19 protein-coding genes are annotated in these 24,887 nt (G+C 62.4%); 16 read left to right on the forward strand and 3 right to left on the reverse strand.

Annotated elements, in window-relative coordinates:
- Positions 1 to 3 precede the first annotated feature (3 nt).
- On the reverse strand, positions 4 to 372 hold the full coding sequence (locus O5K31_RS17945) for a WGR domain-containing protein (protein ID WP_269717182.1): 369 nt from the start codon (positions 370 to 372) through the stop codon (positions 4 to 6).
- A complete protein-coding gene (locus tag O5K31_RS17950) occupies positions 369 to 1,178 on the reverse strand; it encodes a helix-turn-helix transcriptional regulator (RefSeq protein WP_269717183.1) in 810 nt (269 codons plus the stop codon). Before O5K31_RS17950 ends, O5K31_RS17945 begins: the two co-directional genes overlap by 4 nt.
- A gap of 70 nt (positions 1,179 to 1,248) precedes the next feature.
- On the opposite strand from O5K31_RS17950, the gene O5K31_RS17955 reads away from it, so the two are divergent.
- From O5K31_RS17955 to O5K31_RS18030, 16 genes are all read left to right on the forward strand, one after another.
- Complete coding sequence (locus O5K31_RS17955; protein ID WP_269717184.1) at positions 1,249 to 2,400, forward strand: exonuclease SbcCD subunit D; 1,152 nt, start codon at positions 1,249 to 1,251, stop codon at positions 2,398 to 2,400.
- A gap of 1 nt (position 2,401) precedes the next feature.
- The gene (locus O5K31_RS17960) at positions 2,402 to 5,467 is read left to right on the forward strand and encodes an AAA family ATPase (RefSeq protein WP_269717185.1); all 3,066 of its coding nucleotides are present in this window, start codon (positions 2,402 to 2,404) and stop codon (positions 5,465 to 5,467) included.
- Between the two features lie 189 nt (positions 5,468 to 5,656).
- The gene (locus tag O5K31_RS17965) at positions 5,657 to 6,145 is read left to right on the forward strand and encodes a hypothetical protein (protein WP_269717186.1); all 489 of its coding nucleotides are present in this window, start codon (positions 5,657 to 5,659) and stop codon (positions 6,143 to 6,145) included.
- 31 nt (positions 6,146 to 6,176) lie between these two features.
- Positions 6,177 to 8,420, forward strand: a complete 2,244-nt coding sequence (locus O5K31_RS17970) for an AAA family ATPase (protein ID WP_269717187.1) — start codon at positions 6,177 to 6,179, stop codon at positions 8,418 to 8,420.
- A gap of 380 nt (positions 8,421 to 8,800) precedes the next feature.
- Positions 8,801 to 9,154: a hypothetical protein gene (locus tag O5K31_RS17975; protein ID WP_269717188.1), complete on the forward strand. Its 354-nt coding sequence runs from the start codon at positions 8,801 to 8,803 to the stop codon at positions 9,152 to 9,154.
- A 52-nt stretch (positions 9,155 to 9,206) separates the two neighbouring features.
- Positions 9,207 to 10,463 carry a TolC family protein gene (locus O5K31_RS17980; protein WP_269717189.1) on the forward strand — a complete coding sequence of 419 codons (1,257 nt, stop codon included), beginning with the start codon at positions 9,207 to 9,209 and terminating at the stop codon, positions 10,461 to 10,463.
- The gene (locus tag O5K31_RS17985; RefSeq protein ID WP_269717190.1) at positions 10,460 to 11,614 is read left to right on the forward strand and encodes an efflux RND transporter periplasmic adaptor subunit; all 1,155 of its coding nucleotides are present in this window, start codon (positions 10,460 to 10,462) and stop codon (positions 11,612 to 11,614) included. The genes O5K31_RS17980 and O5K31_RS17985 overlap by 4 nt, the downstream gene beginning before the upstream one ends.
- A gap of 11 nt (positions 11,615 to 11,625) precedes the next feature.
- Positions 11,626 to 14,844, forward strand: coding sequence for an efflux RND transporter permease subunit (locus O5K31_RS17990; protein ID WP_269717191.1), 3,219 nt, complete (start codon positions 11,626 to 11,628; stop codon positions 14,842 to 14,844).
- Positions 14,841 to 15,443, forward strand: coding sequence for a cation transporter (locus O5K31_RS17995; protein ID WP_269717192.1), 603 nt, complete (start codon positions 14,841 to 14,843; stop codon positions 15,441 to 15,443). The genes O5K31_RS17990 and O5K31_RS17995 overlap by 4 nt, the downstream gene beginning before the upstream one ends.
- Positions 15,443 to 17,500, forward strand: a complete 2,058-nt coding sequence (locus O5K31_RS18000; protein WP_442867792.1) for a heavy metal translocating P-type ATPase — start codon at positions 15,443 to 15,445, stop codon at positions 17,498 to 17,500. The genes O5K31_RS17995 and O5K31_RS18000 overlap by 1 nt, the downstream gene beginning before the upstream one ends.
- A complete protein-coding gene (locus O5K31_RS18005; protein ID WP_269717130.1) occupies positions 17,497 to 18,162 on the forward strand; it encodes a cation transporter in 666 nt (221 codons plus the stop codon). The genes O5K31_RS18000 and O5K31_RS18005 overlap by 4 nt, the downstream gene beginning before the upstream one ends.
- Complete coding sequence (locus tag O5K31_RS18010) at positions 18,159 to 18,503, forward strand: DUF3703 domain-containing protein (protein ID WP_269717131.1); 345 nt, start codon at positions 18,159 to 18,161, stop codon at positions 18,501 to 18,503. The genes O5K31_RS18005 and O5K31_RS18010 overlap by 4 nt, the downstream gene beginning before the upstream one ends.
- A gap of 686 nt (positions 18,504 to 19,189) precedes the next feature.
- The gene (locus tag O5K31_RS18015) at positions 19,190 to 20,350 is read left to right on the forward strand and encodes a site-specific integrase (RefSeq protein WP_269713283.1); all 1,161 of its coding nucleotides are present in this window, start codon (positions 19,190 to 19,192) and stop codon (positions 20,348 to 20,350) included.
- Positions 20,350 to 21,819 (forward strand): site-specific integrase, encoded by a 1,470-nt coding sequence (locus tag O5K31_RS18020; protein ID WP_269713284.1) that lies wholly within the window; start codon positions 20,350 to 20,352, stop codon positions 21,817 to 21,819. The genes O5K31_RS18015 and O5K31_RS18020 overlap by 1 nt, the downstream gene beginning before the upstream one ends.
- The gene (locus O5K31_RS18025; protein ID WP_269713285.1) at positions 21,816 to 24,134 is read left to right on the forward strand and encodes a hypothetical protein; all 2,319 of its coding nucleotides are present in this window, start codon (positions 21,816 to 21,818) and stop codon (positions 24,132 to 24,134) included. The genes O5K31_RS18020 and O5K31_RS18025 overlap by 4 nt, the downstream gene beginning before the upstream one ends.
- A gap of 25 nt (positions 24,135 to 24,159) precedes the next feature.
- The gene (locus tag O5K31_RS18030) at positions 24,160 to 24,603 is read left to right on the forward strand and encodes a hypothetical protein (protein ID WP_269713286.1); all 444 of its coding nucleotides are present in this window, start codon (positions 24,160 to 24,162) and stop codon (positions 24,601 to 24,603) included.
- Between the two features lie 5 nt (positions 24,604 to 24,608).
- Here O5K31_RS18030 and O5K31_RS18035 read toward each other — a convergent pair whose 3' ends face one another.
- Positions 24,609 to 24,845: a helix-turn-helix domain-containing protein gene (locus O5K31_RS18035; RefSeq protein ID WP_269713287.1), complete on the reverse strand. Its 237-nt coding sequence runs from the start codon at positions 24,843 to 24,845 to the stop codon at positions 24,609 to 24,611.
- Positions 24,846 to 24,887: the final 42 nt, after the last annotated feature.

Below are 24,887 nucleotides of genomic sequence, written 5' to 3' on the forward strand. Positions count from 1 at the left end.
GCGTTAGGCGGCGCCGGCCTCCTGGTGTCTCGGAGGCGCTTCGCTTCGATGGGCGTATCCGACGGCCCGGTCGTAGGCCGCCGATGAAGTTGTTCTGCACTCCTCGTCGGGGGTGTAACCGCGGCGGCATTTGGCGACCGTGATCTTGTTGAACGCGGCTAACGCGGCTTGCCTGGTTGAAAACCAGTAAGACTTCTCTTGGCCCCGGAAACCGATACGCCCCCAGTTGCGAACCAGCAGCACCTCCTCGAAGAGGCTGGGCTGGAGTTGTGCTGACCAGAACCTGGACATGTTGCGCGTGGGATCGACGCGGCGAAGCATCATCCGCGGCCAGTCGGTCGCCAGGGCATGTTGGGCGGTTGCCGAGCTCATGGGTGATCCTCCGGGTTTGGAGAAGATTCAGTGCGCCCGACGACGCTCAGGCGGCTTTCCGGCCGATCGAGGCCCCAGCGACGCATCGCGTAAAATTCGAGGGCTCGCCGGACGGTCACCGACAGTTCGCCGTCGATCCCGTAGTCCCAGCACACCGCGCGCTTTTGGTTTTCCTCAAGGTGAGCGGCCGGCGCCAGGGTGAGGGTCACCCAAGAGCACCAGTCGGTATCGAGCGGCAGATCGACGGCTCCAGACTCCGCCTGAGCTTGGTTCGGCGCCATGGCGATCCGCGAAAGGACGAAGTCTCTGAAGTCTTCGCGCAGGTGGCAGTAGGCCCGAACATGCCAGCGCTGACCGTCTGACACGAACGCTGTGGGCGTGATCGACCGATCCTCCGCCGTGGCGCGTCGCATGGTCTGGTAGGCGACATGGACTGTCTTGCGATCCCGTATGGCCCGGTACAGCCGCGCCATCAGGCCGACGTCGAGCGGCCTGTCCAAGGTCGGCAGCACTTCAACCGCCAGTCCCGCCTGCCGTGACCGTTCCAGCCAGGACTCGAGGGCGGGCGGACCGAACAGCGGTTCAAACGTCGACGCGGCCTCGTATCGTCTTTGGCGGGTATCGTAGATCACCTGTCCTGAGGGCAGGGCGGCGAGGTATGCCTTGAGGTCCAGCGCCGCCTGCGGCTGCGACACCCGGAACGTGTCGATCAGGTCGCGGCGATTGACCCGGCCTTCCCAAAAGAGAAGTCCGTCGAGAAACCTTTGCCTGGCTTCATACGCGTATCGCGGCGTGGGAGACGACATGCCGAGAGTCTAGTTGACCGCCAAGCTCTAGTCCATATAGAAACTATATAGACGGGAGGTTGGGGCTTAGATGCGGATCTTGCACACATCAGATTGGCATCTGGGCCGGACGCTGGCGCAGGAGAGCCTCCTCGACGACCAGGCCCAGCTCCTCGACCAGGTCTTCGCAGCGATCGTCGAACATCGCGTCGACGTGCTGATCATCGCCGGCGACCTCTTCGACCGGGCGGTGCCGCGCAAAGAAGCGGTTCAGCTGTTCAACGATTTCCTCGCCCGCGTTTACGCCGAGACCGGCGCGGCGATTGTAGCGATCGCGGGCAATCACGACGCCCCCGACCGCGTTAGCTTCAACTCGGCGCTGCAGGATCCGCGGCGCGTGTTGATCCGGGGTCCTTTGCGAGACCGACCTCACGCCTTGGTCTTGAGCGATGAGCACGGGCAGGTGGCTTTCTCGGCGCTGCCGTACTGCGAGATTTTCGCGGCGAGGGAGGCGTTCGACGATGTCGGCATCGCCAGTTGCGCCCACGCCCTCTCAGCCCAACTGGCGCAGGCCCGCCTGCATGTTCCGCCAGGCGCGCGATGGGTGGTGACGGCCCACGCCTTTGTGGAAGGGGGGCGGATCACCGAAACCGAGCGGCCCTTGGCTCAGGTGGGCGGTATCGAGACGGTCCCGTCAGCGATGTTCGATGGCGCGGCCTACGTCGCTCTAGGTCACCTTCATCGCGCGCAAGAGGCCGGCGCCGCTCACATCAGATACTGCGGCTCCTGGATGGGCTTCGGATTCGATGAGGCTGATGAGCTAAAGACTCTGAGCCTGGTGGAGCTGGACGCCGCCGGCGTGGCTAGAGTGACCGAGCTTCCGCTGGTCAGCCCGCGTCCGCTGCGGGTCGTGACCGGAAAGCTGGCGGACCTGGTCGCGGCCGGGCGCGCGCCTGAGGCGCTCGGGGCGGGTGCTCTGATCAAGGCGGTGCTGACCGACGAGGGCGCACTCATCGATGCCATCGGTCAGTTGCGCGCGGTCTATCCCCACGTGCTGCAGTTGGAACGCCTGAACCGGCTCGCCGCTGTCGGCCCGGGCGCCGGCGCAGCGGCGGTTGATCGGCAAGACCCGGTGAAGCTGGTGGCCGGCTTTCTCGATGCGGTGCGCGGGAGGGGGCCTGACGACGTCGAGAGGGGCATGATCGACGAGGCCCTGACCGACCTCCAGAGCGAGGAGGTCTGACATGCGCCCGATCAAAATGCGCCTGACGGCTTTTGGACCGTTCCCCGACACGCAGACCGTCGATTTCCGCCCGGCGTTGGGCGCTCGCCTATTCGGCATCTACGGGCCAACAGGAGCGGGCAAGACCTCGATCCTCGATGGCATTTGCTTCGCACTCTTCGGAGAATCGTCAGGCCAGGAGCGGCAAGGCGACGACCTGCGTTCACACCATGCCACGCCCGATATTGAGACCGAGGTGAGCCTGATCTTCGAGGTCGGGGCCAAGCGATATAATGTCGTGCGGCGGCCGCGTCAGACGGTCCGAGGCAAACGGGGCGATGCCCTTGTCGAGCGCCAGCACTGGGCCGCCCTCTACGACGCGACCGACATTGAGGTCGATGACATCGACGCCGACAACCCCGGCGTCGTGATGGAGGAACGCAAAGTCGAGGTCGTGGCCGATCGGATGCGGTCGATCTTGAACTATAGCGCCGCCCAGTTTCGTCAGGTGGTGCTGTTACCCCAGGGACAATTCCGCCAGCTGCTGACGGCGTCCAGCGACCAGCGCTCCACTGTGCTGCGGGGGTTGTTCGACGTTTCCCTCTACGAGCGCTTTGTTGAAGGGCTGAAGGCGGAAGCCTCTGAGCTGCGTGATGAAGTTGAGACGGGCAGGTCGGCGATCAACGGGCATCTGCAAGCCCATGCCGTGTCCGACACCGATGCGCTGGCGGCCCTGATCGAAACCCTAACGGCTGATGTCGGCGTCCAGACGACGGGCCGTGACGATGCCCGCGGAGTCCGGGATGCGGCCCGCGAAACGCTGCAAGCGGCTCAGCAGATCCAGGATCGATTTGCAGAACACGACGCGGCGGTGGACGGCCTAAACGGGGTCCTCGCCCGGGCGCCCGGGATTGATATCCTTAACCAGCGCAAGGCAGCCGCTGAACGCGCTGTGGCCTGTGTCGCCGCCGATGATCGAGCCAATGAGGCCGAGAATGATCTAATCGCCGGCTTGGCAGCCCGGACTCTCGCAGCGGACCAGGCCAGTGAGGCGGCGCGCCTGCTTTCTGAAGCGATGGCAGTCCTGCACGCCTCGGCTGCACGTCAACCTGAACGAGACGCGGCTGTCGCGGCGGTGACCCAGCTGGAGGGGGTGCGGAGGCGTGTGGCCGGCGCCGAACCGCTTCGAGAGGCTGAGCGCAGCGCGTCACAAGCCGCTGTTGAGGCGAAGGCCGCTCTCGAATGGGCGGTCAGCGACCATGGCGTCGCCGAACAGGCGAACGCCGCGGCCAACGCCCAGCTCGCCAGCGTTCAGCAGACTGTGCTGCGCATCACGCAGGTCGAAGGGGCTCTGCAGCTCTTGAGACAGGCGCAGGAGAAGGCCGCACAGTTCGCGAACGCCAACGCGGCGGTCGAGACGTTCGCCGCCGCGAGGTCGGCCGCTTTAGCCAAACATGAACAATTGTCCGCCGTCCTCGCGGCGTACAGAGGGGCCGAATCTGCTGCCGAAGAGGCGCTGGCTTCGGCGCAGGCCACGCACTTGGCAGCGAAACTGGAAGATGGGACGCCATGTCCTGTCTGTGGAGCTACAGAGCATCCTAGGCCGGCCAGTGGGGGTGGCGAGGGACTCGGCCTCGACGCTGCCTGGCGCCAAGCCCGCAACGCGCGAGAAGCCGCCGACGCAGACGAACGTCAGGCGGCGCAGGTCGCGGCGAGGGCGGACGGCGAATGGACCCAGGCCGTCTCCACATTGGCGGCGTTGAAGGCGCCCGAGCGGGATGTCGCGGCAATCACGGCAGACATCGTCGCCGCAAAAGACGAGCTTGAAGCGCTGCAGGCGGGGCCCGACGTCGCTACGGTCCAGGCGGCGGTCGATGCCGCCAAGCTGCGCCTGGCCTCGGAAACCGCAACGCTCGCCGCCGCACGCGATCAGCATGTTGCGGCCGACAAGACCGTCACGTCGGCCGCGGCCGCTCTCACGGCGTCGCTAGCGGATGTGCCCGAAGACCTGCGCGACGCCGCGTCGGTCGCCCTTCACGTCCAGGCCGCGATCGATCACCGCGACCAGTTGAACGAGGCGCACCAGGTGGCGGTTGAGAACGAGCGGCGCGCCAGCGAGGCCGCCCAGGCCGCACGTTCTTGGCTGGGCCACGCGGAGGCGCGGGTGACCGAGCTAACGGCGGCGCGCGATACACATCGCGACGCGTTCGTAGCCGCAAAGATGACAGCAGGGCTGACCGATTTGGCCTACACGGCAGCCAAGGCCGATATCCCCAACATCCAGGGTCTAGCCGCGACGATCACCGAACACGTCGCTGGCTTGGCCGCCGCGCAAGATCGGAAAGACCGCGCCGTCGCGGCCATTGCTGATCTGGACCGCCCCAACATGGTGGCCAGCTCGGCCGCCCTGACGGACGCCGACTCAAATCTGACCAAGGCCGAGGAACTCCTCACCACGACCACGATGAGGTTGTCTCAGCTTGAAGCTACTCAGGCCCTTGTTGCCCGTCTGGCCGCAGAGCTCGCCGAGGCCACGGAGCGGTATCGCGTCCTAGGTGAGCTGGCCCTGCTGACCGATGGTCGAAACGCCCATCGGCTGCGCCTGCGCGATTTCGCCATCGCCGCGACGTTCGACCTGGTCCTCGAAGCGGCGAACCAGCGCTTTTCGCGAATGTCGCGCGGAAGGTTCTCGCTATTGCGGAAGTATGAGGGGGGCGACGGCCGGGCCAGGGCAGGATTGGATATCGAGGTCTACGACGCCCACACCGACCAGAAGCGCGACGCTCATACGCTCTCGGGCGGGGAGGGATTCCTCGCGTCTCTGTCGCTAGCACTTGGGCTTTCGGATGTCGTCCAGGCTGAGGCCGGCGGCGTCAAACTCGACGCGATCTTCATTGATGAAGGGTTCGGCCACCTCGACGACGAGACCCTCGATGTCGCCCTCGATACCCTGCGTGACCTAGTGGGCCAGGATCGTGCGGTCGGCGTCATTAGCCACGTCGAGGCCGTGAAGGAGCAGATCCCGATGGGCTTCGACGTGTTCCGCCAACCGCAGGGTAGCGTGATCAGCCAACGGGTCGGGATCTAGAGCACAGCCATGACAGGAAATGCAGCAGTAGATTTGGCGGCAGCGGTTCGCGGGGCCGCGGAGGCGGCGCAGGCTTGTCTGGTTGAGGGAGTCCCCGAGCAGGTCGACCGCCTTTCAGTCCCGATGATCCGACTTGGACAAGAGGACGCTGCCCGGTTGTTGGGGATCGCCCGGCCGAAGGCCGTATATATGATCGAGGTCCCCTTCGATCCGGAAGAGGCCATCAACGACGCCGCAGAATCGCTGGCCGAATTGGGGGTTGAGAAACTCCCGGCTTCGCTGAAAGCGGCTCACCGGCGAGTGGCGGATCGGGCCGGGGAAATCTGTACAACCTTGGCCGCATTTATGGTCGATGGCGTGTTGCACACGGCCGTCGCGTCAGCCGATTGGCATGATGCGTTTGATGAGGCCGTTGACGAGACGCTCGATGCGGCACGGGCGGATGCAGAAACCCAAGGTCAGGCGGGCGCCAAAGCCGCCAACGCCGAGATCGCCGCGAAGGCGGCCATCCTCGCAGCCCATCCGTCGTTCAATTTTAGCAGGGTATCGTTCGATAAGCGGCTGACCTTGGCCGAGGCGCTATTCAAGGATTGCGACGACCAAGAGCTGCGAGAAGTGACACGCGTCGCTGAGAACCTCTTCTGGCTTGAGCAATCGGGATTTACTTCGCGGGGCTGAGCTGGAAAGCCGGTGCGCACAGGGGGAAGTAATGCTTCAAGAAATCAAAGTCGCCAGTGAGGCCACTTACTCAGCCACTGGCCAAGTCCTAGACAATCTGAAGTCCATAAACTTCGTTTTCGGGACGAATGGTTCCGGAAAGACGACGATTTCTCGGGTTATTGCGGATCCCGACGTGCGGCAGGCATGCAAGCTGACCTGGAGCGGTGGAGCCCCTCGCGAATGTCTAGTTTACAATAGTGATTTCGCTGACCGCAACTTTGCAGCCCAAATGCCGGGGATATTCACCCTGGGGGAGGCTCAAGCGGAGACCATTGCCGCGATCGAGGTCGCGACACGGCAAGTGCAGTCATTGACCCAGGAAATTCAGGGCCTCAGAGGCACCCTGGGAGACGAAAATTCGGGAAAACTCGGCGAGCTGCGCCAGCTCCGCGCCGCTTTCGAAGAGAAGTGCTGGAGCATCAAGACCACCCACGACCCTCACTTCCAGGATGCCTTCACGGGCTTTCGTAATTCTAGGACGAGCTTCTGCGACAAAATCCTCGGCGAGTGGGCGCAAAACTCGGCCAGCGTCGTCGCGCTGGACGATCTAAAAAAACGCGCCCTGACGGTGTTTGCAAAGGGCCTCGAGCGCATCGCGCCCCTTGAGGCCCTCGACTCGGCCGAACTCTTGGCCCTGGAACAGACGCCGGTGCTCGCGAAAAAAGTCGTCGGAAAGGACGACATCGACATTGCGGCGTTAATCCGCAGGCTGGGCAATAGCGACTGGGTCCGACAGGGACTTACCTACATCAATGAATCCGGCGCCCAATGTCCATTCTGCCAACAGGACATCGCCGATGACCTGGCGCAGAAGCTAGACGAGTATTTTGACGAGACGTACCTCGCAGACCTTCAGGCGATCGAACGTACCCGTGATGCGTATGCAGCTTTTTCGAAAGTGATTCTGGACCGGCTTGAAGGCCACGTTGTATCCGGAAATCGGTATCTCGATACGCCAGCCCTTCAGGCAAACATCGACCGCTTCAAAGGCAAGGTGGAGTTGAACCTTCGCCAGTTGGACCGGAAGCGGAAGGAGGCTAGCGCTCAGATTACGCTAGACGGACTGGGTGACGTTTTGGCGTCCCTGCTCGGCACCATTGAAGCGGCCAACGTGGAAGTCGCCGCTCACAACGCGATGGTCGACAATCTCACAAACGAACGCGCAACGCTGATCTCGCAAATCTGGAAGTGCCTCCTCGAGGACGCGAAGCTCGAATTTACCACCTACACCGCATCAAAAACTGCCCTTGATCGAGCCGTGACGGGCTTGAACTCGGGCCTGACGGCCAAGCGGCAAGCGCTAGCCCAAGCCAAGGCTCACCTGGCGGAGCTCGAAAAGGGCGTCACGAGCGTTCAGCCGACTGTCACCGAGATCAACGCGATACTTAAGTCGTTCGGTTTCACCGGCTTTCGCCTAGCGACCGCCGGCGAGCATCAAAACTTATATGAAATTGTTCGGGGCGACGGGAGCGAAGCTGCGGCCACCCTGAGTGAAGGTGAGCGCAGCTTCATCACGTTCCTCTATTTCTATCACTTAATCCGCGGAAGCGTGACCACAAGCGGAGTGAATGCCGAGCGGATCATAGTTTTTGATGACCCGGTTTCAAGCCTCGATAGCGATGTACTGTTTATCGTCAGCGCGCTAATTAAGCGGGTTCTTGACGAGGCTTGCCGCGGTGATGGATTAATCAAGCAAGTATTCGTACTGACACACAATATCTATTTCCATAAGGAAGTTTCCTTCGACCCAAAGCGGGGGAAGGAATGCCGCGCCCATGAGACGTTCTGGATCGTCAGGAAGCTAAACGATGAATCCGTCGTCGTTGGCTATAACCACAATCCGATCAGCACCTCCTACGAGTTGTTGTGGCAGGAGGTTAGATCGCCAGAGCGTTCGAAGATTACCCTTCAGAATACTCTTCGTCGGATCCTTGAAAACTATTTCAAAATTCTCGGCAATCTCGACAAGGATGAGATAGTCGAGCTGTTCGACGGGCGCGACCAGCAGATTTGCGGCTCGCTATTTTCTTGGGTGAATGACGGGTCGCATAGCTTCAACGACGACCTGTATATCTCGGCGGACGACGCAGTGATCGCGCGTTACCTGGACGTCTTTCGCCGGATATTTGAAGTCACCCACCATCAGGCCCACTATGAGATGATGATGGGACCAGAGGCGCTCGCAGCGTCAGGCCTGGCCGGTACGGTTGCAGTAGCGCCAGCCGTGCAGTGAGAGAGGGCCTTGGCATTCAGTCGGTTAAGGCGCCCCGTCGCCTACTACAATAGATGCGTAGTTTCACTGGAATTGATGCTGCATTTGAAGCGACCATCGTCGATACGAGGATCGCACTCGGTCAGAAATTTCGCGGCAATTGACGCGCAAGATCAGGTGCTAGATGTGGCTTAGTGGCCCGGGGCGCCGTACGCGCCAGTCTGTTGTTCAGCACGAGGCGCGGTGTTTTCTAATCCCCGTCAAACATAGACCTAGAATCTACGAACTACTTGATGTCGCCGCGGATCGCTGCCGGCTCGCCTACTGTATCTTATAACATACAGGCGTGCGGTAACTTATAACGCATTGCCAAAGCACTCGACGCTTACTACGTGGCGGCTATGGACCGGACGATCGCAAGCTTTAAGCGGCTGATCGCGGCGCTGACCCTCGTGGTCGCCGTGTTCGTCGCTGCGCCTGTCATCGACGCTGTCACCTGCGCGCCAGAGTCGCCCGTTGCGGCGGCTGAGCATGTCTCCTCTGATCACGGACCTAAGGGCGGCGACCACGGTGGAGCAGGGGCGGATCACGCCGTCTGCGCGCATGGACATTGCCACCACGGCTCGTCTCTCCGGGGCGAGTTCATCGCCACTGAGACGCTGACGCTGGTCGGCGCCAACGATCGTCCGCTCATGGCGGATCCGGCGCTCGCCTCGATTACACCCGAAGGCCTGAAGCGCCCACCCAAGGCCTGACCGCCGCCGCGCCGATGAGCGCGTCTCGTGTCAGCTCTTTGGGACTCCAATCATGTCATCCGTATTTCGGCGGCCGCCGCGCTTTGCGGCCGGCTGCGCGTGGATCGCTCTAGCGACCGCGCTCACCAGCCCTGCCTGGGCTGAACCCGCGCCCCCGTTTCAGGACCTCCTGAAGCGGCTCGATCAAACACCAGCCGCGCAAGAAGCGGCCGCTCTTCAGGACGCCGCCGAAGGACGGCTCCTCCAGGCTCGCGCTCGACCCAACCCTACGCTCGGCCTTGATGCAGAGAACGTGCTGGGGCGGGGTGCTTACTCTGGCTTCAACGCGGCCGAGACGACCTTGTCGGTCAGCCAACAACTGGAGCTTTGGGGGCGGCGGGGCATTCGTATCGACGCCGCCAGAGCCGAAGCCGGGGCTGCCGCCCGCCGCCGCGATCTGGCCGCGTTCGATGCGGCCGGCCGCCTTGCGTTGGTCTATGCCGAAGCCGAGGCCGCTCAGCGCCGCTACCTCCTTGCAGATGAGGCCCTGTCGCTTACCGAAGCGGACACCAAAGCTGCGCGCCTGCAGGTGGAGGAGGGGCGTGAACCGGCCCTCCGGGGTGTCCAGGCGCAAAGCCAGTCGGCTGCGGCTGCCGCCGCGCGCGATGAAGCGCTCGCCGAAAGGGACGCAGCCTTCGCTCGTCTGCGAGCCGTCGCCCTGTTGGCAGAACCTGTCACGAGCGTCGAGGTAAGCCTCCTGGATCTTAGCCCAGCGCAACGTGGCGATGGGTCATCGACACCCCCGTCGGTGCAGGTGGCTGAGGCTGAGCGTCTCGCGGCCGAGCGGGCCATCGCCGTGGAGCGTGTGCGCGCCATGCCCGATATTACCGCCAATGTCGGTGTGCGGCGGTTCGAAGTCGATGATACGGCGGCCGTCGTGTTCGGCGTCAGCATGCCGCTTCCTCTGTTCGATCGGAACCGGGGTAATCTGCGGGCCGCACAGGCCGAGTACCGGGCGGCAGACGCAAGGCTGTCCTCGGCGCGTCAGGACGCGGCGGCGGGCTATGCGGCGGCGAGCGCGCGTCTTCGGGCGTCGAGCTCACGCGTGCAGGCCACCGACGTGGGCGTCGCCACAGCTCAGGAAGCCTACCGTCTGTCACGCATCGGCTTTGAGGCCGGGCGCATCTCACAACTTGAGCTGCGAACGACACGGTCGGCCCTGATCGACGCGCGCACGACCGCTGTCGAAGCCCGTCTCACGCGCGTCCGCGCTGAAATCGATCTGGCGCGCCTGGAAGGCCGCGCCCCTTACCAAGGCTCATCTCAATGAAACTCTCCAAAAGCCTCCTGATCGGAGCAAGTGTGGCGGCTGTCGTCGCTGCGGGCGTGGCCTTCAACTGGCCGCGTGAACAGCATCCACCGGCGGACGCGCAGGCGCCGCAGTCCGGCGAGGCCTCAGAGCCCAAAGCCCCTGAAGGCGTGATCGCCCTCGATGCGCAGCAAATCGAAGCCTCACGCATCGCTGTCGTCACCGTCGGCAGGGGCGGCGGCGCCGAAACCCGCGTCTCGGGCCGCGTCGAGGCCATGGTCGACGCCAGGGCAGCAGCTGGCGCCGCCGTGGCCGGTCGTGTCGAACGTGTTCTGGTGGCGGCCGGGCAAACGGTCCGGGCGGGTCAGCCGCTGGTCACCCTGGTCAGCGGCGACGCAGCATCGCTCGCGGCCGACGTCTCGGCGGCGTCGGCCCAGGCCGAAGCTGCGCGTCTGGTCTACCAGCGCAACCGCAACCTGGCCGACCAGGGCGTGGTGGCTCGGCAGGAGGTTGAGGCCTCACGCGCACAACACGCCGCCGCCGCCGCCGCCGCCCAGGCGGCGCGAGCTAGGACCAGCGCCGCCGGATCGCCAAATGCGTCGGGGCGTCTGAGCATCACCAGCCCGATCTCTGGCGTCGTCACCGGCGTTCAGGTCGGACCTGGCGGCTTCGTCGCCCAGGGCGGCGTGGTGGCCGAAGTCACCGACCCGACCCGCGTGGAGCTGGTGTTCAACGCGCCAGCCGGCCTCGCCAACCAGGTGAAGGTGGGTTCGGCTATCCGCGTCACCGGACCGGCCGGCGACTTCCAGGCCGAAGTGACCGGGGTCGCCGCCAACGCCACGCCGCAAAGCGGCGCGGCGGTGATCCGTGCCAAAGCCTCTAGCGCGGTTCTTCCACCGGCGGGCGCCGCCGTCACCGGAGCGGTCGTCACCCAGACTGGCGACCAAGGCTTGACCGTTCCGGCTGACGCCATCCAGACCCTGGAGAGCGGGCCGGTCGTGTTCGTGCAGGTTAAGGAGGGCTTCAGGGCCCGTCCCGTCGTCGTCGGCCGTCAGGCCGAAGGGCGAGCCGAGATCGTCGGCGGTCTCACTGGCCAAGAGCGGATCGCTTCCACCAACACCTTCCTGCTGAAGGCTGAGCTCTCCAAGGGCGAAGCCGGGCATGGGCACTAGGGAGCAGGCCCATGTTCAAACCCATCATCGAACTTTCCGTCCGCCTCAGGTGGTTCGTCGTCCTCATCGTCGCCGTCGTGGCCTCCTACGGCCTCTTCGAGCTGACGAGACTGCCGATCGACGCTGTTCCGGACATCACCAACCGCCAAGTCCAGATCACGACGGTCGCGCCGGCGCTGGCTCCCGAACAGATCGAACGCCAGGTCACCTATCCGCTGGAGACCGCCATGGCCGGCATTCCCGGCCTGACCAGCACCCGATCGCTGAGCCGCAACGGCTTTAGCCAGATCACCGTGATCTTCACCGACCAGACGGACATCTACTTCGCCCGCCAGCAGGTGGCCGAACGGATGGCCCAGGCGCGCGAACGCTTGCCAGAGGGGGTAGAGCCCGCCCTAGCGCCGATCACCACCGGTCTGGGCGAAGTCCTCATGTGGACGGTGGACTACAAGCCGTTCAATCGCGCCATGGCGCGCGACGACAAGCCGGGCTGGCAATCTGACGGCGCCTATCTGACGCCGGAAGGGGACCGGCTCGCCACGCCCGAGCAGCGCGCCACCTATCTGCGCACGGTCCAAGATTGGATCGTCGCGCCGCAAATGCGAACCGCCAAGGGCCTTGCCGGCGTCGACACCGTCGGCGGCTACGTCAAGGAGTATGCGGTCCGGCCGGACGTCGCGCGCCTGTCTTCCTACGGACTTGGACTGCAGGACCTGATCACAGCCCTGGATCGGGCCAACATGCAGGCTGGCGCCGGCTATGTGCAGCGGGCCGGCGAACAGCTCGTGGTGCGCACTGACGCCCTGGCGCTTCGCACTGAAGACCTCGCCCAGGCTCCGGTCACCAACCGCAACGGCCTGGTGGTGCGCGTGGCTGATGTGGCGACTGTCGAGATCGGCCAGGCGCCGAGGCTTGGCGGCGCCAGCCGCGACGGTCACGAGGCGGTGCTCGGCACCGCTCTGATGATCGCCGGCGGTAATAGCCGCACGGTCGCCCAAGCGGCGGGCGAGCGGTTGGAGGAAGTGCGCAAGACCCTGCCGCCAGGCATCGAGGCGGTGACGGTCCTTGACCGCTCCGCCCTGGTGAACTCCACCATCAAGACCGTGGCGCGCAACCTCACCGAAGGCGCGCTACTGGTGGTCGTCGTGCTCTTCTTGCTGCTGGGCAACATCCGCGCGGCCAGCATCACGGCGCTGATGATCCCCATCAGCTTCCTCTTCGCCGTAATCGGCATGAACCGCTTTGGCATCAGCGGCAATTTGATGAGCCTCGGCGCGCTCGACTTCGGCCTGCTGGTCGACGGTGCGGTCGTGGTGGTCGAGAACACACTGCTGGTGTTGGCGCAAAAGCGTGCGGACATCGGGCGCGCCTTGACCCGCAAGGAGCGCTTTGAAGCCGCCGGCAAGGCGGCCGGTCAGATGGTCAAACCTGCCGCCTTCGGCCAATTGATCATCCTTCTGGTCTTCACGCCGCTGCTTCTGCTCGAGGGCGTGGAGGGCAAGACCTTCATTCCCATGGGCGCCACGGTGATGCTGGCCCTTGTCGGGGCCTTCATCTTCTCCTTCACCTTCGTGCCCGCGATGACGGCGCTTTTGGTGCGTGAGCCCAAGAGTGTCCATGTCGCATCGAACGGCGAAGCCGAGGAACACGAGACCCTGGTCATCCGCTTTGCGCGGCGCTGGATCGAGCCGGCCATATCCGCGGCCGTGGCGCGTCCCAAGATCGTCCTTATCTCGGCGCTCGCGGCGCTGGTCGTCGGAGGGCTAGCCTTTGCGACCCTTGGTCGAGAGTTCATTCCGACCCTCGATGAAGGTGACATCGCCATGCAGGCGCTGCGCGTGCCGTCGGCGTCCCTGGAGCAGTCGCTGGCCATGCAGATGGCCCTTGAGCGCGCCATCACCGCCCAGCCCGAGGTCGAGACCATGTTCTCGCGCACCGGCACGGCCGAGGCGGCCGTGGACCCCATGCCACCAAACATCTCCGACAGCGTCATCGTGCTGAAGGACCGCAGCGACTGGCCCGACTCCAAGCTTCCCAAGGAAGACCTCATCGCTCGGATCGAGAAGGAGGCTTCGCTCCAGATTGGCAACAGCTTTGAATTCAGCCAGCCGATCGAGCTACGGTTCAATGAACTGATCTCCGGCGTGCGGACCGACCTTGCCGTCCTCGTCTATGGCGATGACTTCGCCACTCTGCAAAAGGTCGCCGATCAAGTGGCCGGTCAGCTTCGCCAGACCAGCGGCTCGGCCGACGTTCGTGTGGAGCAGGCCTCGGGACTTCCCACCTTGACCGTCAGCGTCGATCGGTTCGCGGCCGCCAACTACGGCCTCACCGCCGGCGATGTCAGCGATGCGGTCTCGGCCGCGATCGGCGGTGCGCAAGCCGGGCGGATTTTCGAAGGCGACCGCCGCTTTGACGTTGTCGTGCGCCTGCCGGAGACGTCTCGCAACGACCCGGCCAGTCTGGCGGCGCTGCCGATCGTGTCGGCCAGTGGAGTCACCGTGCCGCTGTCGTCGGTGGCGCGTATCGAAACCGCCGAGGGTCCCAATCAGATCAGCCGCAACAATGGCAGCCGGCGTATGGTGGTGCAGGCCAATGTGCGCGGTCGCGATCTGGGCGGCTTCGTCGCCGAGGCTCAAGGCAAGGTCGATCAGATCGCCTTGCCGGCCGGCGTGCGTCTGGAATGGGGCGGGCAGTTCGAGAACCTCAAGCGGGCGGAACAGCGCCTGGGTCTGGTGATCCCCGTCGTGTTCGTCCTTATCGGCCTGCTGCTATTCATGGCGCTGGGCTCGGTCGCCGAAGCCGGGCTGGTGTTCGCCTGCGTGCCCTTGGCGCTGATCGGGGGCGCCTTGGCGCTCGTCCTTCGAGGCATGCCGTTCTCGGTATCTGCGGCGGTCGGCTTTATCGCCGTCTCGGGCGTGGCCACCCTCAACGGCCTCGTCCTCATGCAAGCGATCCGTGAACGCCTCGACAGGGGTGTCGCCAGCGTCGAGGCCGCAGTTGAGGGGGCGGCAAGCCGCCTGCGCGCCGTGCTCACAACCGCACTGGTCGCCATCGTTGGCTTTATCCCCATGGCGATCGCTCATGGCGCCGGCGCCGAGGTGCAAAAGCCCCTGGCTACGGTCGTGATCGGCGGCCTGCTGACCTCGACGGCTCTGACCCTGCTCGTACTGCCGACCTTCGCCGCTGTCGCGGCTCGCCGTCGCAAGCCCAAGGCGGTTGAGGAATGACGACCAAGGCGCAATCGGAACGTCGCCAGCGCAAGACGCTGGCGACGGTGTTCCTCCTCAACGCAGCCCTTGCAGGCGGGCTTGGTGTTGGCGGCGTCGTCGCTGACTCCAGCGCGCTGCTCGCCAACGCCGTCGACAACGCCTCGGACGCGGCGGTCTATCTGATCAGTTTCCTAGCTGTGGGCAGGGCGGGCAGGTGGAAGCGCGGGGCCGCCCGCCTGTCGGGGATCATGCTGCTGATCTTCGCTGTGGGCGTGGTGGCTGACGCCGTCCGCCGCTGGGTCGTCGGAACCGAGCCTGTCGGCGGCACGATGATGGTCCTGGCCCTAGTCGCGGCCGTCGTGAACCTCGTCTGCCTGATCCTCGTCAAACGGCAGGGCGGCAAGGATGTGAACATGCGCGCGGCCGAGACCTTCAGCCTGAACGATTTCGCCTCCAACGGCGGCATCCTTCTGGCTGGTGTGCTGGTCATGCTCACGGGCCAAGCCTGGCCCGACCTGGCGATCGGCGTCCTCGTCGCCGCCATAGCGTTGAAGGGCGGCGTCGAAATTCTTCAGGACGCGCGTCGCGAGTCCGACAGGCAAGGGGAGGGCCGCTGATGGCCGACCAAAAGCACCAAGATCATGTCGCGCCTTCCAGTTCCGAAGACCAGCACGTCCATGCTGGCTTCCTCGGGGCCAACACCGAGCTGATTTTCGCCCTGGCCTGCGGCGCGTTGCTGGGCATGGGCTTCGCTGTCGAAAAGCTCGTCTCTGGCGCATCAGGCGCGTTGCCGATGGCCTGCTACGTTGCAGCCTACGGCTTCGGCGGCTTCTTTACGGCGCGCGAGGCTCTTGAGAACCTCAAGCACAGGAAGTTCGAGATCGACACCCTGATGCTGGTCGCCGCCCTGGGCGCGGCTGCGCTTGGGGAATGGGCCGAAGGCGCCTTGCTGCTCTTCCTCTTCAGCCTAGGCCATGCGCTTGAGCACTACGCCATGGGGCGCGCAAAGCGCGCCATCGAGGCGTTGGCCGAACTTGCGCCCGACACCGCCACCGTCCGTCGCGAAGGGCAAACACTCGAGATTGCAGTTGAGGAGCTGCTAGTCGGCGACACCGTCATCGTTCGCCCCAACGAGCGGCTGGCGGCCGACGGCTTCGTCATCAAAGGCGCCAGCGCGATCAACCAGGCGCCGGTCACTGGCGAAAGCATCCCCGTCGACAAGTCACCCGTGTCCGACCCGGCCATGGCCCGTGAACGACCAGACTCCATCGACGCTGCGAGCCGGGTGTTCGCCGGCACGATCAACGGCGGCGCGGTGATCGAGATCGAGGTGACCCGGCGCTCGGACGAGACCGCCCTGGCCAAGGTCGTCAAGATGGTCAGCGAGGCGGAGACCCAAAAGTCGCCGACCCAGCGGTTCACCGAACGGTTCGAACGGTTCTTCGTCCCCGCCGTGCTGATCACCGCCGTCCTACTACTCTTCGCCTGGGTGGTCGTGGACGAGCCGTTCACCGACAGCTTCTATCGCGCCATGGCTGTTCTCGTTGCAGCAAGCCCCTGCGCCCTGGCCATCGCCACGCCCAGCGCCGTCCTCTCCGGCGTCGCTCGGGCGGCGCGGGGTGGAGTGCTCGTCAAGGGCGGCGCGCCCTTGGAGAACCTCGGCTCGCTCAAGGCCATCGCCTTCGACAAAACCGGCACCCTGACCGAGGGGCGCCCGCGGATCACCGACATCGTTGCGGTCGATGGCGCCACCGACCAGGAGCTGCTGGCTGTGGCGGTGGCGGTCGAGGCTATGAGCGACCATCCGCTCGCCCAAGCGATCGTCAGGGATGGGCGTGAACGCCTGGGCGAGCAGACCTTGCCTGTGGCGACCGATCTTCGCAGCTTCACGGGCAAGGGCGTCGCCGCGAAGATCGATGGAGACACCGTCTGGATCGGCAAGGCCGAGATGTTCGGTGTGGAGAGCGTGCCCGCGCTGGGTAAGGCCGCCAAGGACGCCATCGCCAAGCTTCGCGAGGCGGGGCGTACGACCATGGTGGTGCGCAGGGCGGGGAGGGACCTTGGCGCCATCGGCCTGATGGACACGCCGAGGAACTCGGCGAAGGCCGCGCTCGCAAAGCTGCACAAGCTGGGCGTCGGCCGCATGATCATGATCTCGGGTGACAACCAGAAGGTCGCCGACGCCATCGCCAGGGAGGTTGGGCTCGACGAAGCCTGGGGCGACCTGATGCCCGAGGACAAGGTGGCGGCGATCAAGAAGCTCGCCGGTGAGGACAAGGTCGCCATGGTCGGCGACGGGGTCAATGACGCCCCGGCCATGGCCAGTGCGACGGTCGGCGTCGCCATGGGGGCGGCCGGTTCGGACGTCGCGCTCGAGACAGCGGACGTGGCGCTGATGGCCGATGATCTCGCCCATCTGCCGTTCGCGGTGGGCTTAAGCCGCAGCACACGGCGGATCATCCGCCAGAACGTCTTCGTCAGCCTCGGCGTCGTGGCGATACTGGTGCCCGCGACGATCATGGGTCTGGGGATCGGGCCGGCTGTGATGATGCACGAGGGGTCGACCTTGCTGGTGGTGTTCAACGCCCTTCGCCTGCTGGCCTACCGCGATCCGATGACAGCCAATGACGAACTTGACCCTGTACCAGCTACAGGGCGCAGGGTGCAGGCATGACAAGCTGTTCAACCACCAAATCCTCGACGCCGACCGCCGGATCGTCGTGCTGCGGCCAGACCGTTCGCTTCGATGGCGCCTCGAAGGCCTACCGGCGCATTCTTGCGGCGGTGATCGCCATCAACCTCGTGGGGTTCGTGGTGGTCGCGGTCGGAAGTCTGGTGGCGCAATCGACGACGCTTGCGGCCAACTCACTGGATTTCGCGGCCGATGCGGCGACTTATGGGCTTAGCTTGTGGGTGATCGGCAAAAGCGTCGCGGCGCGGACCAATGCGGCCTTTATTAAGAGCGCCAGCCTGGCGCTCTTGGCGGCCAGCGTCGTCGGCATCGCCGTTTGGCGACTGGTGTCGGGCGCGGAGCCTGAGGGCTTCGCGATTTCTGGCGCAGGACTGTTCGGCATCGCCGCCAATCTGCTCGCCGCGCTGCTCCTACTTCGATACCGCGACGGCGACGCCAATGTCCGCTCGGTTTGGCTCTGCACCCGCAACGATGTCATCCAATGCATCGCCGTGGCGTTCACTGGTCTTGTGGTCAGCTTGACGGGCTCGCGCTGGCCCGACCTGATTTTCGGCGTCTTCCTGGCCGTGATTTTCCTTCGCTCGGCTTGGCAGATCACCCTGCAGGCGCGCGAGGAGCGGAGCGCCGCTGGAGCCGCGGCATGACGCTCAAGCCGAAACGGTTGGCCGCCTATCGCGACGAGGCCGCCTTGGCGAAGGAGGCGTTGGCCAAAGGCGATCTTGACGAGGCCTTTCGGCGCCTGGAGCGCGCACACATCCTGGGTCAACCTTCGGCCGGAGCTCATAGCTGGGCCCATTGGACGATGCTGAAAGTCGGCTTGCGCCGGCGTGACTGGCGCGAGGTGAGGGGGCAGATAATCCGCCTGGCGGCGGGTGGCTTACTGTCGTGGATGGGACGCTTGCCCGTCGGCAATACCGGGGGCGCTGATGTACCAGCTGAAGCGCCGATGCCAGTCCCGTCCGATCTGGTCGAACTTTGTCAGTAGTTGGCTATGCAACGACACGCGTGACGGCGCGCGGTGACGACTCCAACGTTCGCGCCGGCATCACCTATGTAAAGCCCTTCTGAATCATGGCGGCTCCTAGGCGGACATGCTCCACTGTAGCCCGCGTCCGAAAAACCTACGTTTTCCGGACAGCAGCTGCCGGCGACGCATCGTTGAAATATTTCCGGGTAGGTGCGTCCGAGAACTCTGTAGCGAAATCAAAGTCGCGAAACCTCCGCATCGGACGAGTTTCGGGACAGTCGCGACCTGGGCGATGGCGGTGTCTTCGTTCTCCGGGCCGGGACAATGCCGCATCTATTTTGGCGAAAAGCGGCATCTATTCCGGTGCCAAAAGCCGCATCAATTAAATGGGGCATCTATTATGGTCAGTGATGCGCCCTAATGGTCATACAAAACAAATAGTTAGAAAAACGCATAATTAACAATGCGCCCTAATGGTCATACAAAACAAATAGTTAGAAAAACGCATAATTAACATTATCGGAAGGGAACACCAGTTCGACAGTGTTGCACCATTCCAAGCAACATAGCTCGACGCCCCGCTGCGCAGCCATTCAAACAGCGCAGCAGCGGGGCTTCGGGCGGGCCTCATCCACAACTTTCGATCTTGATAAAGCTCCACAGCACGTGACATGCGATGGCCTGTAATCCAGTGCGCGTGTGTCATGCATATCAAGCTTCCCGAGGCCTTAGCCGGGCCTTACTGCTCCGATCCAAGCGGACTGCCTCGCTACTGCGCCACGATATGGATTGATGTCCTTAAGGGGCATTTGGCTCCCTCCACACGAGACAAGTACGTCAGCGCTGCTGGGGCTCTCTATCAACAAGCCGAGAGCATGGTGCCTCCAATAGATCTCGACGCGGCGCTCATGGCTCCAAATTTTCCTGAAATTGAAGCCGTTCTTTCAGCTAATTTGCTCACGCGCCAAGCCGACCATGATCTACGGCGTTGGAAATTGTCCTGTAGTTTTGTCTTTTCGATCCTGAAAAATATAGTCGGATCCGACAGTCAAGACCTGGCGCAGCGCTTGCGCTTCATGCGTCAACGATTTTCGCAACTCAGCGTACGTCCACGTATTCCGTCAAGTCGAGTTCGGGCTATTCCAGCCATCGCCCTAGAAGATCTCTACGACATCTTTCACCCATATAGTGTTCGAAATCCTTTCAGGATCGATGCGCTCAAGTGGAGGAATTTCGTTATTTTCATTCTTCTAGTTCAACTCGGTCTACGTAAAGGAGAAGTTCTCAGTCTGTCGGTGGATGCACTAAGAGACCAATTTGATCTCCGCACCGGTGAGGTAAAAAGATGGATCAATGTAAGTCGCTCGGATGAAGCAACCGATCGGCGAGCGCGTCGTCCTAGGATGAAAACCGTCCACGCGGTGCGTCAGTTGCCTGTATCTCTCACATTGTCGGCGATCCTGGATACCTATGTCGGGCAGTATCGCGGCGACGTTGATCATGCCTTCCTGTTCTCGTCTTCAGAGGGCCAACCATTAGCGCTGAGTTCGGTTGATCATGTCATTCGGACGGCGCACCAGCACATGTCTCAGGATGCCCAGGCTGCGCTCAAATATGAAGGTGTAGACCGTCTTTCCGCACATGCATTCCGGCACACGGCGGCCGTGATCCGTCTCCAGCATTTCATGGAGACCGGCATGGAGCAGGACGAAGCACTGCATCGCTTGAGGCCGTTCTTCGGTTGGAGTCGGTCGTCTGAAATGCCTTTCCTTTACGCTCGAGCTTATTTCGAGCCGCGCCACAGCCGAATTTGGGAAGAGGCTTTTGAGACAAGCTTGGCCTTCCTTCGGGCAGGTGTTCGATAATGATCGAGCAACTGGAACTCTTTGATGCGCAATCCCCCCTACCCGCGTTACCGCCTCTGGCCCGTCTCGTACGCTACTATGACGACTATGATCGGCAGCAGCGGCGCTTGGAGAATCTGGACAGCGATGTTTGGCGTATCCACGTCAATGGAGGGAGCTCGAGTTGGGACTATGCGCGCTTTCCAGAACCAGCACGCAGTGTTCTGAAGCGCGTATTCTCAGAGACATTAATCGCCCACTCGTCGACCTCTGCCATTGGTTTCTGGAGTGCATTGGCCGCCGCTGACAGTGGCCTCCTCAGCGAGAGCGTGAATAACGCGTTGCGTGAATCACCAGTGCAGTTTCGATTCTGGTGGACCGCCCATGCACGAGGTCGCTTCAGTCGCAGCCAAGCTGTTGCATTCCGCCACGTGCTTCACTGGTTCTGCCGTTGGGAAATTGGGGAGTGGCACCAACCGGATCGAGATCTCGTCCGCGCCCTCCCCGGCCATGCATATGAAAAGTACATGTCGGTTGGCGATCGCTCGTCAATCGTGCCTCAGCAGGCCAAGTCGAAGATAGTTTCCTACCTCGACGAAGCGAGTGCTGCTGCGAAAGCTGGGAAATGTTCCCCCGAAATGGCTCGTGATGCCGCAGTCTTGGCGATCGCGTATCAGCATGGCCTTCGCCCGCGTCAGATCGCCATGCTGGAGGCGAGCGACGTACGGATCATCGACGCCCAGACCGTCCATATCCGACCCACGTTGATTAAGCAGCTCGGTGAGAACATTGGCCGGTCAATCAACCGCAAGATTCAACCTGAGTGGACAGCGCTATTCGTTCGCTGGGCGTCGCATCGAGCTGAAACCGTCAAATTCTTCGAGATTAGGCCAATCGCGGTTGGGCAGATTATCAAATCTATGACGGCGGAAATCTCCGGCACGCCCTACACCGCACGGGAACTTCGACACACTGGCGCCCAGCGGCTGGCTGACAATGGAGCATCTAGAGAGTCGGTCTCAGAATACCTCGGTCATACTGATACGACCTCCGCCAACATCTATTTCGAAAGCTCGCCCGCCCAAAACATGCTTGTAAATGCCGCCCTGGGAGAGTCGCCAACGTATCTGTCAGTTGCGGCCGCAGCGCGAGGCCAATTGATCACTGCTGCAGATCTCGCAGGCCGTCCAGCGGATCAACAGATTGCGGGGATGCCGCACGGCGTACCTATTGCCGGGATCGGGGCGTGCGCTGCAGGCCAATCGCTTTGCTCACGTAATCCGGTTCTCGCCTGCTACACGTGCCACAAGTTTCTCCCCGTTTCGGAGGGCGCGGTCCACCGACAGGTCTTGTCCGACTTGAAGGATGTCGTCCGCGGATTCGATCAGCCGGCCCGACTGGATCGCGTATCTCCAGCGATGATGCAGCTTAGATCGACTTTGGAAGCCATAAATGCCGTTCTGGGCGACATCGGTGAGACGCATCAATGAGCCGCGCCTTTGAACAGTTTGTCGCCGACGGACAGTCCCTGGCTGAAGGTCGCGGGCTTACCTGGAATGTGAGCTACGATCACGCGAGCGGCAGAATCTCCAAGGATGAGTGGTGGGACCTCTCCGCCGCCGCCGGCAGGGTCGAACGGCCACGAAAGATCATCTCATCCTTTGCGGCGCCGCCCCCTTCTCATGTGGCGGTTCAAACAGTGTTGAAAAGAAGCGTGCCTCACGTCATGGCCGCTTCATGGGTCGCTTTTTTCAAGTCGATCGCTATGCACGACCTATTCGTGAACGGTCGCACGCCCGGAAATTTCACAAGCAACGTCTCGGAATCCCTGCGAATATTGGCGATATGCGCCGGCGATACACCTCCCCCGCTCTTGACCGCCGACATCGTATCAGCTGCCTACAACGCCGCTCTTATCGCTACCCCATCAGGTAAACGTGCAAGCACGTTAAAGGCTCTTATAGCGACCTGGTTGGATGGAACGGGCATCGCCAGCCATCGACCGTTGGCGCAGTATTGCGAGCCGAATGCCCAAATTGCTAAAGCGCTGGAAGGTGAAGCTCGGCTCGTCACGACGCGTCGCCGTCAAGCAGATAGTAAGCGTCCAAATGCGCTGCGCAGTGAGCTAAGCCAGCAGCATTTCGCTGAAAAATTGCCTGACGAGGAGGCGCTCGCAGAGCTGCTGCGGATTGTGTTCAGCGCGGCCCCTGAAACGTTCACCGATCTGGTGCGCTTCCATCAGGCTCGATTGTTGATCGCAAGTGGCTTGCGCCTAGGGGAACTTGTTTCCCTTCCTCAGGATTGCCTTGTGGTTCAGGAGCCAGAGCCTACCCGTGCTGGGGTCTTCGGGCCCCAGGTTCCGCTAGTCATGCTCAAGCACTATGCCGAAAAGCAAGGGGCAGCCGGACGGGGCGTTGAATGGGTCAATGCAGTCCAACATGTCCCCTCTCTGCTGGTACCAACGGTTGCGGGAAGCATATCTGCTGTTCTCGATGCCACCGCCCCCTTACGAAACATGGTTGAAGCCCAGCGTCGAACGGGTTCTCTATTCCCAGACCTTGAACAAGATGCCCTCATACCATGGACGGACGCCTATACACGCCTATCTGGCATGATGAGGGTATCTAAAGAAGAAATACCAGGCCGCCTAAGATCCGAATATCGAAAGAAATATGATCTTGCCGCTCTTGCTAGAATTAGACTTCATCAGCGGAAAGCAATAGAATTTGCTGGTGTAACAAATAGGGTAAGAGACTATTTCTGGGGTATTCAGGCAGATATTTGCAGCAATGGCCTTCTGCGTGACGCCTTGGGGTCAGGGGTCCCTCTGGTAAAGAATGAACGATTTGGGCAGCGAACACTATATGTTCGGGTAGGAGAAATGGAGGATTACGCACGAACACATCTTCCAACCAAGGTGCCCGATATGCGCCTTAGCCAGTCAACGCTTGGTGCGATTGGAATGGAGCATAAGCTTTTCCTGTACCCAGGCCGCGCCCTAGCTGAAGCAAAGCATGACTCTATTGTTGATATAGAGCGGTATTTTTCTGTTCAATCTGCATCACCAAAAGATTTGGAGCTTCAGCTCGGAGGAAAAGCCAAGGGCGGAAGATTGTTTCAGCGGTACGGCGAATCACCGAAAGCCATCGATTATGGCATCAACCCTCACTCGCTCAGACACCTTCAGAACACCGAGCTTTTTCGACTTGGGATTGCCGACACCATCATAACTAAGCGCTTTAATCGTCGAACTACGGCGCAAAGCTACGTTTATGACCATCGGAGTCTGTCCGATCATCTGGAAGAAATGGAGCCTGAGAAGGCACGGATGGCCGACAAGGCATTGTCCCCCAATGCTCGAAAGGCGTTCGACCTGATGCGCGGGGGGAAAATTAGAGGCCCGGTCGTCAGTGCGTTCGAGCGTCTCCAGGCGGAGCAAGGAGATGAATCGGCCTTCGAATACCTTAACGCCGAGGCGGGAGCATTGCACTTTACCCCCTACGGATTCTGCTTAAACAGTTTTGCTGCCAGCCCGTGCGTCAAGCATCTGGAATGTTTTAACAAATGTAGCCACTTGGTTCGGTCGGATTCACCCGATGAGCAAAAGACTCTAGAGACCCTGAAGACGCGATACGAGGTGTATGTCCGAAGACTGCATGATCGACCGAGCAGAGCGCCGAACTTCCAGGCGCAGCTCGGGCACGCCGAGGAGCGTTTGGCAGGCCTGAAGGCGGCGCTCTCACAAGCGCCCGGCCAGTCCGTCTTCCCGGGTGGCGAGAGCCTGCATTCCTCATCCAAAGGATAGTGCCTCCGTGCCAGATCTCCCTTCTTTGCAACAGCTGCTCAACGAAATGATCGAGCAGGACATTACCGTCACCTTCCGAAAGGTTGCGGAGCAGTCCGGTGGGCGCTTCCCACACGCGAGCACACTTACACGTAGCCCGGATCGACGGGCAGTTGTCGAAGCTGCTGTTGTCAGACAAGCCGCAGCGAGAGCGGTAGCCAAGAAATTCGCCAAGAATTCACCCTCGCGACTCGCCGATCGACTAGCCGAGCTAGAAGCGGAGAACCTTCGACTCAGGCGTCAGCGCGATCTTCTTGCGGCAAGCCATCGCGCTGCGATTCTGGCGATCGGCAAAATCGGAGGAATGAAGGCATGGCGCGAGTACTTCCCTGAATATAGCGAAGCCATTTCAGGGCTGCAGGACCTAGGTGCACTTCCAGACGCACATGTCGCGGAGTTTCTAGCCGCGGCGAAAAGCGCCAGGAAATGAAGAGACTATCCCTGCGGCTGCGGCATCAAAAGACGCCACGGCTCGACCCCTAGACCGTGGGCAAGCGCCGCGATGCTGTCGATCGACAGGTTGCGTTCAGAGCGCTCGACGGACCCAATATAGGTACGGTGAAGGTCTGCGGCTGCGCCCAGTTCTTCCTGGCTAAACCCTCGTTCACGACGGATCGAGCGAACATTCGTCGCCACAACCGTTCGAAGCTCTAGCCCCCGCCCCTCTGACATGGGGCTGAACGTCGATGGATGATGACTTTACGTCGACAGACG

This window comes from Caulobacter sp. NIBR2454 (genome assembly GCF_027474405.1).
Taxonomy (GTDB): Bacteria; Pseudomonadota; Alphaproteobacteria; order Caulobacterales; family Caulobacteraceae; genus Caulobacter.